The 11,771-nt window shown below is 67.1% G+C and carries 9 protein-coding genes; 4 read left to right on the forward strand and 5 right to left on the reverse strand.

Annotation, left to right across the window (positions count from 1 at the left end; genetic code table 11):
* Positions 1 to 69 precede the first annotated feature (69 nt).
* Together CYFUS_RS25315 and CYFUS_RS25320 are read left to right on the forward strand one after the other, a co-directional pair.
* Positions 70 to 1,701: a trypsin-like serine peptidase gene (locus CYFUS_RS25315; protein WP_095987569.1), complete on the forward strand. Its 1,632-nt coding sequence runs from the start codon at positions 70 to 72 to the stop codon at positions 1,699 to 1,701.
* Positions 1,702 to 1,797: 96 nt separating this feature from the next.
* A complete protein-coding gene (locus CYFUS_RS25320) occupies positions 1,798 to 3,099 on the forward strand; it encodes a transporter substrate-binding domain-containing protein (protein ID WP_095987570.1) in 1,302 nt (433 codons plus the stop codon).
* 244 nt (positions 3,100 to 3,343) lie between these two features.
* Here the strand turns inward: CYFUS_RS25320 and tcmP are convergent, their stop codons facing one another.
* The 4 genes from tcmP to CYFUS_RS25340 all read right to left on the reverse strand — a co-directional run bounded on the left by tcmP (position 3,344) and on the right by CYFUS_RS25340 (position 7,984).
* Positions 3,344 to 4,546 carry a three-Cys-motif partner protein TcmP gene (tcmP, locus tag CYFUS_RS25325; RefSeq protein ID WP_095987571.1) on the reverse strand — a complete coding sequence of 401 codons (1,203 nt, stop codon included), beginning with the start codon at positions 4,544 to 4,546 and terminating at the stop codon, positions 3,344 to 3,346.
* Between the two features lie 3 nt (positions 4,547 to 4,549).
* Complete coding sequence (locus CYFUS_RS25330; RefSeq protein ID WP_095987572.1) at positions 4,550 to 5,353, reverse strand: DUF5131 family protein; 804 nt, start codon at positions 5,351 to 5,353, stop codon at positions 4,550 to 4,552.
* Positions 5,354 to 5,546: 193 nt separating this feature from the next.
* Positions 5,547 to 6,908: a hypothetical protein gene (locus CYFUS_RS25335; protein ID WP_198316054.1), complete on the reverse strand. Its 1,362-nt coding sequence runs from the start codon at positions 6,906 to 6,908 to the stop codon at positions 5,547 to 5,549.
* 59 nt (positions 6,909 to 6,967) lie between these two features.
* Entirely contained in the window at positions 6,968 to 7,984 is a 1,017-nt protein-coding gene (locus tag CYFUS_RS25340; RefSeq protein ID WP_095987573.1) for a zinc-binding alcohol dehydrogenase family protein, read from the reverse strand.
* A gap of 117 nt (positions 7,985 to 8,101) precedes the next feature.
* Between CYFUS_RS25340 and CYFUS_RS25345 the strand changes: the two genes are divergently transcribed.
* On the forward strand, positions 8,102 to 8,986 hold the full coding sequence (locus tag CYFUS_RS25345) for a LysR substrate-binding domain-containing protein (protein WP_232536779.1): 885 nt from the start codon (positions 8,102 to 8,104) through the stop codon (positions 8,984 to 8,986).
* Positions 8,987 to 9,029: 43 nt separating this feature from the next.
* Here CYFUS_RS25345 and CYFUS_RS25350 read toward each other — a convergent pair whose 3' ends face one another.
* Positions 9,030 to 10,388: a hypothetical protein gene (locus CYFUS_RS25350; RefSeq protein WP_232536780.1), complete on the reverse strand. Its 1,359-nt coding sequence runs from the start codon at positions 10,386 to 10,388 to the stop codon at positions 9,030 to 9,032.
* Between the two features lie 234 nt (positions 10,389 to 10,622).
* On the opposite strand from CYFUS_RS25350, the gene CYFUS_RS25355 reads away from it, so the two are divergent.
* Positions 10,623 to 11,522, forward strand: a complete 900-nt coding sequence (locus tag CYFUS_RS25355; protein WP_095987575.1) for a glycoside hydrolase family 16 protein — start codon at positions 10,623 to 10,625, stop codon at positions 11,520 to 11,522.
* Positions 11,523 to 11,771: the final 249 nt, after the last annotated feature.

The following is an 11,771-nucleotide window of genomic DNA, read 5'->3' on the forward strand; positions in this document are numbered from 1 at the left end:
TATTCAACTTGCGCTTGCCTGCCAAGGCAGGCTTTCTTGCCCCCCGAGAAAACAAGAAAGACATCCCCCATGAAACATTTCAAGCACGGGTTCCTGGTGCGCCCCTTCGTGGGCGCGGTGATGTGTACGCTCACGCTCGCGGCGGGCTGCGGCCCGGCGAATGGGCTGGAAGCGGAGAAGGGCGCGCTCGGAGAGAAGAAGAGCGAGGTGGTCTATGGCACGGACGACCGGCTGGACGTCTACGCCCACCCGGACGCCACGCTGCGCGCGCGGGCACAGCAGTCCACCGTGGCGCTGATGCACCCCCCGCTCATCGACGCGACGGATCCCAACCACGTCGTCTTCACCGGCCAGACGCTGGGCGAAGGCCGCAACCTCTGCACCACCGAGCGCTTCCGGGATGACCCGCGGGCGGCCTTCTGCTCCGGCACGCTCATCGACGATGACCTGGTGCTCACCGCGGCCCACTGTGTCCCCACCCCCGACGAGTGCGCCAACACCCGCTTCGTCTTCAACTTCTACCGGACCGCGGAGGGAGCGCTGCAGCAGGTCACCACGCAGGACATCTTCCGCTGCACCGCCATCGTGGCGCATGAGCTGAGCTGGTACATGGACTACTCCATCCTGCGCCTGGACCGGCCGGCCACGCCGCGCTTCACCCCGGCCCCGGTCCGCAAGGGCAACACCCCGCTGGCCGTCGGGCAGAAGCTGGCCGTCATCGGCAGCAGCAGCGCCATCCCCTTCAAGATCGCCTCCGGTGGCACGGTGCGCGACGCGAACGCGGAGTCGCTGGACTTCCTGGTGTCCACCACGGACACCTTCGCGGGCAACTCGGGCTCGGCCGTGTACGAGATGGACAACTACACGGTGGCGAGCATCGCCGTGCGCGGTGACGCGGACTATGTCGCCAACGGGACCTGCAACGTGGTGAACACGTGCCCCGAGACGGGCTGCACCGGCGAGCATAGCACCTACGTCTACAACGCCATCCGCACCTTGTGCGCCGCGACCAACAACGCCAGCCCGCGGCTGTGCGCCGACATGCCGCCCCAGAACCGCCCGGCCACCTCGTTCACCTACTTCACGGGCGAGACCAACAATGCCCAACAGAACACGACGGACAAGGTGATCAGTCTCTCCGCGGGTGATGTGGTGGAAGTGGGCACCTGCACCCTGCCGGGCGCCTTCGCCGCCGGTGACACCTCGCTGCGCCTCTCCGATGCACAGGGCACCGAGATCGCCGCCAGCTCGTGTTACTTCAAGCACAGGGTGGGGGCCTCGGGCGACTACACCATTCGCGCCGGCTGCACCAACAGCGATCTCTGCGGTGGCGTCGTGGTGTGGAAGGTGACCCCGAACGCCAACCTCGTCCGGGGCACGTTCTCCTTCAACCTCACCAACACCAGCAGCGGCTCGCGCAACACCGCCAACCAGAACGTGACGCTGTCGTATGGCCAGGTCATCGATGTGGGCACCTGCGGCCTGGAGGGCGCCTCGGGCGTCGGTGACACCATCGTGCGGGTGCACGAGTCGTCGGGCATGGTGGCGGCCGAGAACGACGACGCCTTCGGCACCTGCGGGAGCCTCTCGCACGTCGTCTACCGCGTGAACGTCGTGGGCCAGAACATGCCGCATCAAATCCGTGTCGGCTGCTTCCGCGACACGAGCTGCAGCGGTACGGCCTCCTACGTCATCTACTGATGACGTGAGGACACGGTGCTCGCCCCCGATGAGGTCGTCGGGGGCGAGCCACTCTCCGCTCACCCGGGAGGCGTGACTCTGGGGCAGACTCGGGGAATGCGTTCTTCTTCTCCTCCCAAGGTCCGACAACTCCGTCTCCTCGCGGGCACCGTGCTGGCCCTGCTCGCGGCGTGCGCGGTCCAGCCCCGGACCCTCCCGCCCTCGAGCGAGCCCCGCGTCCTGCGCGTGGGAACGAGCAGCGACTACCCGCCCTTCAGCACCCTGCACGACGGGCAGGCGTCCGGTTTCGATGCCGAGCTCATGCAAGCCTATGCGTCCGACCGCGGCTACCGCCTCGAATGGGTGCGCTTCCGCTGGCCGGAGCTGGTGGCGGACCTCGGCGCCCACCGCTTCGACGTGGCGACCAGTGGCATCACCGTCCGGCCCGATCGCTCGCTGACCGGGCGCTACACCGTTCCGGTGGCTCGCAACGGGGCCTTGCTGCTCCTGCGGCGCCCGGCCTGGGCTCCTCCGCCCGCGAGTCCCCCCGAGGAGCCGCTCGCGCTCCTGCGCGTGCTCGACCGGCCCGAGTTCCGCCTGGCCGTGAACCGGGGCGGACACCTGGAGCGCGTGGCGCGCGCCCACTTCCACCACGCGAACATCGTCGCCATTCCCAACAACGCGGCGGTGCGCGAGGCGCTGGCCAATGGAGAGGCCGACGCGGCGCTCACCAATACCTTCGAGGGTCCCCGCTGGGCCGAGGGCCTCTCCGGCATCGAGCGGGTGGGCCCGTTCACCCGGGACGTGGTGGCGCTCTACGTGGAGCCCTCGCGGGCCGATCTGGCCGCCGATCTGGACATGTGGCTCCTGCAACAGGAGGCGAGCGGAGCGCTCGAGCGGATCCGCGCCCGGCACCTGGGCCCCGGCGCCACCGGGCCCACCGCGACGCCGGTGGACGCGCTGCTCGCCGCGACGGCCGAGCGGCTGGCGCTGATGCCCCGGGTGGCCACGGCCAAGCGCCGCGCGGGCCAGCCCATCGAGGTGCTCGCGCAGGAGGCACGGGTGCTGGACACCGCCCGGAAGGAGGTCCACGAGGCCGCGGCGGCCCTGGGCCTCGCGGCGCCCAGGGACGAGGCCATCACCGCGTTCTTCCAGGCGCAGATGGACGCGGCCAAGCAAATCCAACTCCGTGCCCCCGACAGCGCGGAGGCCCCCGTGAACTCCCTCGATGGCGAGCTGCGGCCGGCGCTCGCGCGGATCAGCGCGCGCATCAGCACCCTCGTGCCGCGCGTTCCCGGTGGACTGGACCGAGAGGCCGTGCGGCGCAAGGCACGCGAGGAGCTCGCGTCCACCGGGCTCGAGGGCGCGGAGATGGACCGCCTCGCCGATGCGCTGGTGGAGCTCGGCACGGGCCGTTGAGTCCTGGAGGGGAAGGGCAGGGGGCGCGCGGACCCAAGCCAACCTAAGTAAGTTCTGTCAGGGGCAACCACCGCCGAGGCCGAGAAATCGGGCTTCGGCGCTGCTTCGCCTGAACGGATTTAGTTGGGATGGCTTAGTAGAGAAGGATGGGCCCGAACACATCGGCGGATTACGGCACCGAGGCCGTCCCGCCAGGCCCCTGCGCTCCATCCCCTTGCGCAGGTTCTGTTCCCACTTCGGCCAGTCAGCGCTGGCGAGCGCGCCAGACAAGGTGGACTCCGTGGCCCAGTTTCGGAACGCGCTCCCGCTCACCTAGTCCCTCAATGGTGAGGAAACCCTCCTTCTTCCAGTCTTCGAGCCATCCCTTCACGTCTTGCTCCCACGTGAGCGGCGCAGCGAGTGCGAATCCCCATGCGTCGTCGTACAGAACGCGCCCATTTTTCTCGAGCATCCTGCGAACTCTATCGCGAGCCTTCGTGACGTAGCGGTCACGGAGTTGCTCGTAGTGGTCCGACTTTGGGTCCTCGCGCTGTCCGAAAAGGACCAACTCACCCTGGCCGGACCGCTCCATGCGGTCGCGCCGCTGAGCCTCAGCACGGCGCGCCTCCATCTCATTCATCGCGCTCCGCTCGGCGTTCTTGAAGACTTCGACTCCTTTGAGATCGCGGGTTGCGTAGATGAGATGGAAGTGCGTGGTGGCTCTCAGCGGATTCAGCACCACCGCCGTGCAAACGTGCTTGAACCGACCCGTACGCTTGACGTTCTGGACGTAGGCGCCCACGAGCCGATCCTCACGGTCCTGCTTGGTCAGCCCGATGATCTCCTCTTGAATCTCGCCTCTTCCGAAGAGGCGCTCGAAGGACTCGCGATGCACCTCCTGCGGGGAGTTGATGAACCGTCGGATGTGCTGGGTCATGAAGTTGATCAGCACCTCTCCGGGCTCAAGCTCAAGAAGCTGGCGAATCTTATCCATCGCGAAGCCGGACCATCCCTTGGGGTCGATGAAGATAAAGGGGAAGCCCTTCTTGCCTCCAGCCTCGATGAAGCGGCGAATCTCCGGGATGGCCTCCTCAAAGTCGCAGTTCTGCGTGCGGACCTCGGCGTCTGTGGTGGCCTTCGCGAAACTGTCGAGGTGCTGGTACGCGGCCCGATTCTTCTCGATGAAGAAGCAGCGGATACCCAGCTCGATGTCACGAGCCCGAAGCGTGTTGCGCGCCTTCCGCAACTCCTCAAGGGCAATGGCGAAGGAGCTGTCTTCGAACGCCGACGACTGCGTGTTCCACGGGCCCGAAAAGCCGTCCACGTACGTGATGGGATTCCACTTCGAGCCAACAATGTGCGCAAATCGCTCGAGGTACTTCCTCAGGATGAAGTGCTTGACCCACGTCTGATCACGGCCATCGTAGAGCGCTTGAGCATTAGCTCCCCCCTTCTCGGCATCGCTCATCCCTCACACCACCTTCCCCTCGTATTCAACATTTGCGATTGCCTCCAATCGTCGCTGGCGCTCCATCACCGAGGCAACCGTGGGTACATCAGGAAGTGCATCGTATGTCTGGCCATCCAGCTCACGGCCAGTTCGGCTCTTTTGGACCCCCCCCCACTGCTTGAAGAAGAACGGAACCTGCGCGCGGCGGCACTGGTCCCTCACGGAGGTGACCCACGCCCTCTGCAAGGGTCGGGCACCAGCCCCACTCTCGCCCCCGACAATCACCCAGTGGATCCCGCTCAACTCGAATTGACCAAGGTCTTCGAGCAGAGGTTCAACAGAGAGGAAGCGAACACGTGCTGGGGCGGAGCGCAGATGCTCGACTCGCGGTAGGCCATAGCGTCGATCCTCCACGCTGACTCCCCACCAGATGTGCGAGTGATCCGCTGCGAAGCGCAGTTTGGTCCTCAGCAGGTCACGCATCCGCTCCGAGCGCTTGGTGAGCACTTGGTAGGTGTGCCAGTTCGCCACCGTCATGACCCGGACCACTGATACGATGTAGTTGTCGGGAACGTCCTTGTGAAACAGGTCGCTCATCGAGTTGACGAAGACCTTCCTTGGCGTCGCCCATCGCAAGGGCTCAGCGAGCTTCTCAGGCACGAGACGTAGGTCGAAGCCCTGCCCGTAGGGGTGGTCGGGCACACCTCGGAACCGTTCGGCGAAGGTCTCGGCGTAGCAGTGCTTGCATCCCGGGGAGATTTTGGAGCAGCCGCGAACAGGGTTCCACGTTGCGTCCGTCCACTCGATCTTCGAGGTCGCTGCCATGTGTCCCGTCCGTGAGGTCTGAACCGGTGTTCAGACTATCATTCCCGCTCAGGGGTGTGATCCCCGGATTTGGCTTGGGAAGCTCTATCCCCGAGGCAATGCAGCGGCGGCCTCATTGGGCCTTGTGGAGCGTGGCGACTCGACGGGTCCACGGCCTCGGACGCCTCCTCCGTCTCAGTAGCCTGCTGCGGGGCTACTTCGGGCCGGAGTCCGCGGTGCCACGGGAGATGGCGGCCTTCAGCTTCCACTTGAGCTCCTGCCATCCCTTGCCGCCCACCTCGCGGATCGTGTCGAGCGCGTCCCCCGCGCCGCTCGCCACCTGCTCCGGTGAGACCTCGCCCATGCCCTGGCGCACCCGATCCAGCCAGGCCAGGGGCGAGTAGATCTCCTTCGCGCGCTCGGGGCCGAGCACGGTGACGAGGATTCCCTCCGGCCCGCCCGCGCGGGCGATGAGCGCCTGCCCCAGGATGATGGCGGCGCGGGTCTGGAGGAAGATGGGCAGCCGATCTCCATGCCCGCGCAGCTCCTCCGCACAGGCATGAATCTCCTCGCGCTCCTTCTGGCCGACGTACGGGCTGGCGGCCAGCTTGTCGAGGGACTCCGCGGACTCCTCGTAGCGCTCGCGCCGGAAGTGGATGAAGGCCCAGCCCCACCACGTCAGCTCGTTCTCCACGCCCAGCTTCTCCAGCGAGTGCAGTGCGCGCTCGATGTCGTCCTCCGCGGCGCGCTCACGGTCGAGCGCCATGCGGTTCCACGCGCGCAGGAAGTAGCCGGCGGCCAGCAGTGCCTCACGCGTCTGCTCGGGCTCCATGCCCCGGTAGCCGGGGAAGGCCGCCGGAGGCAGGGCCTCCGCCTCGGACAAGAAGGCGTTCAGCTCTTCCTCGGCCGCGTAGTGGTACTTCGCCTCGCAGAACGCGAGGCCTCGGTTGGCGTGGATGAGGACACGGAACGTCGGATCCCACGTCGGCTGGGGCGTGGCGCGTGACAGCTCGTAGAACACCAGGTCGGTGGCCGGGACCCGGTTGCCCCGGTCCGCGCTGTCGAGCAGGAGCCAGACGGCGGCCAGCAAGGCGTGCTCCTGCCCGATGTCGTACCCCAGGAAGAGGGGAGGCTCGTCCGGGTTCCAGCGGGTCCACAGCAGGGGAAACTCGTCCTCGTCCCGCTTCTCGAGGGTCTTCTTCGCCTTGTAGAAGGCGACCCCCAGGTCCAGATACTGCTTGGCGATCTGACGGGCTTCCTCCTGTGTGACGGCCTTGTCGGGCAGCGCCCGCGTCGCCTCGAGGGCCTTCCAGAGCGCGGCGATCTCCTTGGGCGCGTGGGGTTGCCCCTCGGCGCGGATGGTCAGCTTGAGGGCCCGGTAGGGCACCAGCGTGTAGGAATCGCGGATCTTCTCCTCGATTCTGGCGCGCTCCTCGGCGGCCCGTTCGGCGTCCGACTTGCGGCAGCCCCCCAGGACCGCCAGGAGCACGAGGGACAGCGCGGCGGCGTGGGACCGTCCGCGGACATTCCAGAACGGAGACACGGCGGGCGAGGCGGACGCGAGTGGGGCAGCCATCAGGCGGGACGGTATCACGAGGCCCCTGTCCACTGTTCGGGCGCCTCGGGAAGCCACGGTCAGAAGCCGCTGAGCACCACCTTGCCCAGGGCTCGGCCGCTCTCGATGAGCTCGTGGGCCTGCTTGAGGTGGGCCGCGTTGATGGTGCCCAGGTTCGTCTTGAGCGTGCTGCGCACCTGGCCCGCGTCCACGAGCTGGGCCACTTCGTCGAGCAGCTGGTGCTGGGCGATCATGTCCGGCGTCTGGAAGCGCGAGCGGGTGAACATGAACTCCCAGTGCAGCGAGATGCTCTTGCCCTTGAGCTTGTTGATGGGCAGGGGTGCGTCCGGATCGTCGATCAACGAGAGCGCGCCCTGGGGCTTGAGCACCTCGACGATCTCATCGAAGTGCTGCTCGGTGTGGGTGAGCGCGAGCACGTAATCCACCCCTTCCGGGACGATCTGCTTCACCTTCGCGGCCCAGGGCTCGCGGTGATCCACCACGTGGTGCGCGCCCAGCTCGCGCACCCAGGTCTGGGTCTCCGGACGGGACGCCGTGGCGATGACGGTCAGCCCCGTGAGCCGCCGCGCCAGTTGGATGGCGATGGAGCCCACGCCGCCCGCGCCCCCGAGCACCAGCACCGAACCCCCCTTCGAGCCCTCTCCGCGCGCCACCCGCAGGCGATCGAACAGCATCTCCCACGCGGTGATGGCGGTGAGGGGCAGGGCGGCTGCCTCGGCGAAGTCGAGCGAGCGGGGCTTGTGGCCCACGATCCGCTCGTCCACCAGGTGCTGCTCCGCGTTGGCGCCCGGGCGATCCAACGAGCCGGCGTAGTACACGGCGTCGCCCACCTTGAACAACTTCACCTCGGGGCCCACGGCCACCACCGTGCCCGCGGCATCCCAGCCGAGCTGCTTGTTCTCACCCTTCGGGTCCACCCGCGCGCGGATCTTCACGTCCACCGGGTTCACCGAGATGGCCTCCACCCGCACCAGCAGATCCCTCCCGGTGGGGGCCGCCGGGGCGGCAACGTTCACATCGATCAGGCTCTCGGCGTGGGTGATGGGCAGCGACTGGCGGTAGGCGACGGCTTTCATGGGCTTCTCCTCGGCGGCTCTCGGGTGGCCGCGTTCGCGAGTAGCTAGATAAACCCCTCGAAGAATATGCGTGATTGATAGTTGATATGCGCTCCATAAATCCTGAATATGGAGCGCATGGGGTACACGGACCTGGACATGGATCTGCTCCGCTCCTTCGTGATGGTGGTGGACGCGGGGGGGTTCACGGCGGCGGGGGCGAAGCTCGGGCGGACGCAGGCGGCGATGAGCATCCGCATCAAGCGGCTGGAGGAGCTGCTGGAGCGGCGGGTGTTCGACCGCGGCAGCCGCCTGCCTTCGCTGACGGCCGACGGCGAGCTGCTGCTGAGCTACGCGCGGCAGATCCTCAAGTTGAATGACGAGACGGTGCAGCGCTTCGCCGAGCCGGACAACGCGGGGGAACTGCGCCTGGGCGTCGCGGAGTATTTCGTGCCGCAGCACCTGCCCGGCATCCTGTCGCGCTTCTCCCAGAGCCATCCCCGCGTGCACATCCAGGTGAAGGTAGGCCTCAACGACACGCTGTTCGAGGCGCAGCAGCGCGGGGAGCTCGACGTGGTGATCGCCCTGTGCGCCAACCCGGGGCAGCAGGGGGGGCGGCTGTTGCGCCGGGAGCGGCTGCTCTGGGTCTGCGCGCGCGACTTCCGGATCGACGCGGCGGCGCCCGTGCCCATCTGCACGCTGCCACCGTCGTGCATCTTCCGCGCGCGGGGCTTCGAGGCACTGGAGGCACTCGGGCGGGCCTGGCGGGTGCTCTACACGAGCGAGAGCATCATGGGCGTCACCGCGGCGGTGCGCGCGGGCCTGGGTGTCGCCGTGCTCCCGGAGTGCTGCGTGACCGAGGGCCTGCGGGCCCTGTCCGTCGACGAGGGCTTCCCGGAGCTCGAGGGCATCCAGCTCAACCTCTTCGGAGAGAGCCCGGAGCGCGGTCACCTGATGGCGCCCCTCTTGCGCTTCATCGACGAGAGCCTGCGGTCGGGGGGCCGCCCGTCGCTCGATCACTGACGAACGAGGTGCCCGGAGGTATCAGGGCACCCATCGCCCCGGCTCACTCGATGGTGAAGTGCACGGGGATGGTGATGGCGGGGTAGTTGCGGCCGGTCAGCGTCACCTCCGCGTCATAGGTGCCGGGGGGCAGGTCACCCTGCACGATGACGTGGAAGCGCGACACGGTGCCCGCCTTCATCCACAGGGGATAGGCCACGGGGCAGGTGGAGAACAGGCAGGAGATCCACTCGCCAATGGCGACGAAGGGCGTGACGATGGCGATGGGAATGGCGAGGACGGGGCCGGCGATCCCCGCATCGCCCACCGCATCCCAGAGCTCTCCCACCAGCGTCTCCGGCTCGTCGATCGCGACGCGCACCGCCTCCTTGCCGCCGCCGGTGACCTGGAGATCGGCGAGCACCGCGTCCCCGCGCATCGTCTTCTCCCGGTAGACGACCGTGAGCAGCTCACGCCCGTGCTGGGGGACCTTGAGGACCTTCTTCTCGTCGAAGGCCACCTGCACCTCGGCCGGAACGAGCAGGCCCGAGTCCGTCATGGCCTGGGTGAGCTGGAAGGAGCCCTCGCTGCGGGCGCTCCCGGGTTGCAGCAGCACGCGGCCCTGCACGCCCACGAGCCCGCCGGGCAGTGGCGGGGGAGGGGAGAGCTCCGAGGACGCGAGCGCCCCGGCTTGAGGCGCGCCACCGAGCGCGAACCGGGGGGACTCGATCACGCTCGCCTGGTTCTCGATGAACGAGGTGGTGTACCAGTACATGTGTTTCGCGGAGTCCACCTTCACGCTTCCGGAGATCGCCGTGGAGCCGCTCGCGGTGACCAGCACGCCCCGGGTGAAACCAGACAGGCTCAGGCCGCTGGGTTGGATGGCCACGGGATCGGAGAAGAACAGGGCCTTCTGGGCCAGGCTCCAGTCCTCCGGGAACGTGACCTGGGGATCGCTCACGTTGGAGTCCATCCGGGTCTTCAGCTCGACGGCGGGCGCCGCGCTTCCATCCTCCCGGTGCGTGCGTGCCGTCGCCTTGGAGAGCGCCACGGCCCCCAGCGTGCCCGCGGTGACGGAGATCCGCTCACCCTCCAGCAGCAACAGTCCCGTCTGCGCGCCGACCTGGGCCTCGGAGAAGAAGACGTAGTACTTTTTGTCCGGGAAGCTGGCACCCGTCACCAGGGTGCTGGGGGCGTCGACGCGCGCGGTGCCTTCCGTGGTGAGGATCAGCGGGCTCCCGGACAACTCGAAGGAGGCCGCGTGTCCAACCGGACGGCCCGCGTGCTCGGAGGTCCAACGCGCCTGGAGCTGCTCGGGCGTGAGCCCCTCCTCGAGATTCTCATCGGAGCCCCTACAGCCAGACTGGCTCCCGAGCACGAATACGGCGGACATCACCACGACCGGTTTGAAGAAGCGTCGCACGGCTCTCCCCCTCGATTGGATGCTGCGTTCGCCCCATTATTGGCGGCAGCCCCACTGTTTGGATCTGCACGGTGCATCCGTCCAGAGTCCCTGGGTGCACCCGCGTTGACCCGATGCGTCAGTCATTCCGGGGAAATCATTTATTAGGAACTTTACTTGGAGTCATGTTAAACAGGTTTTCTCTCACGGGCGCCACGCCAACAGTGATGCGCCGGGGTGAGGGGAAATTCCGACATGAACATGATCTCCAATTCGAAGCGTCTGAGTGGGTTCAAGCATTTGCTGGCATGGAGTCTGGGAGGCGCATTGCTGGTCTCCGCTGGATGTGGGGCCGGTGCCGAGCAACCCATCGAGGAGGCGGCCACGAAGCAGGAGGCGCCCCTGGCCGGCTGGGTGCAGATCTGGAGCGACGAGTTCGACGGCACCAGCGTGAACACCTCCAACTGGTCGTACGTCACCAACGTCCACGTCAACAACGAGCAGCAGCAATACACCACCTCGTCCCAGAACGTGTCGGTGAGCAACGGCACGCTCAAAATCACCGCCCGCCTCCAATCCAACAACGGCTATCCCTTCACCTCGGGCCGTCTGGAGAGCGCCGGCAAGCGGCAGTTCGGCCATACCCGCATCGAGTCGCGCATCAAGCTGCCCGTGGGCGCGGGCCTCTGGCCGGCGTTCTGGCTGCTCGGCCATGACATCAATACGGTGGGCTGGCCGGCGTGCGGTGAGCTCGACATCATGGAGAACGTCGGCTACAGCGACTGGATCTCGGGTGCCCTGCACGGCCCGGGCTACTCGGGCAATACGCCCATCAACAGCCGCTTCTATCCCAACTCCTCCGTCGCCAACTTCCACGTGTACCGCACCGAGTTCTCCCCCTCGGACGTCAAGTGGTACATCGACGGCGTGCTGGTGAAGACCACGCTCAAGTCCGAGGTCACCCGGTACGGCAACTGGGTGTATGACAAGCCTTTCTACATCATCCTCAACCTGGCCGTCGGAGGGAGCTATCCGCAGGGCGTGAACGGAGCCACCTACCCGTACCCTGGCGTGCCGCAGTCCACGGTGGACCTCATCCGCAACACGCCCCAGACGATGGAAGTCGACTGGGTGCGCGTCTACCAGTGGCAGTAGTTCGAAAAGGGAGTCCCCGGGCCCGGGTCCGCTCATCGGACCTGCCCGGCGCGGCTCCCGCTTCGCGGACCGGGGGAGGGCCCATGACGCGCTCCGTCATCTCCTCCGTTCCCGTGCGGGATTGAAGGCGGAATGCCAGCCCGCTCGCTCTGCCGTCGAGGGGAAGAGGGGGGGGCTCGCAACCCGCCATCGGTTTTGCCGATAATCGGGAAAACCCGCCTCATTTCCTGAACGGTAGGAGTCTCCCCC

Source organism: Cystobacter fuscus, assembly GCF_002305875.1.
Lineage (GTDB): Bacteria > Myxococcota > Myxococcia > Myxococcales > Myxococcaceae > Cystobacter > Cystobacter fuscus_A.

Coding starts and splice junctions, on each gene's coding strand:
- CYFUS_RS25330 (WP_095987572.1), bottom strand. CDS start 5,353: ATGGCAGCGACCTCGAAGATCGAGTGGACGGACGCAACGTGGAACCCT.
- CYFUS_RS25315 (WP_095987569.1), top strand. CDS start 70: ATGAAACATTTCAAGCACGGGTTCCTGGTGCGCCCCTTCGTGGGCGCG.
- CYFUS_RS25335 (WP_198316054.1), bottom strand. CDS start 6,908: ATGGCTGCCCCACTCGCGTCCGCCTCGCCCGCCGTGTCTCCGTTCTGG.
- CYFUS_RS25345 (WP_232536779.1), top strand. CDS start 8,102: ATGGGGTACACGGACCTGGACATGGATCTGCTCCGCTCCTTCGTGATG.
- CYFUS_RS25355 (WP_095987575.1), top strand. CDS start 10,623: ATGAACATGATCTCCAATTCGAAGCGTCTGAGTGGGTTCAAGCATTTG.
- tcmP (WP_095987571.1), bottom strand. CDS start 4,546: ATGAGCGATGCCGAGAAGGGGGGAGCTAATGCTCAAGCGCTCTACGAT.
- CYFUS_RS25320 (WP_095987570.1), top strand. CDS start 1,798: ATGCGTTCTTCTTCTCCTCCCAAGGTCCGACAACTCCGTCTCCTCGCG.
- CYFUS_RS25340 (WP_095987573.1), bottom strand. CDS start 7,984: ATGAAAGCCGTCGCCTACCGCCAGTCGCTGCCCATCACCCACGCCGAG.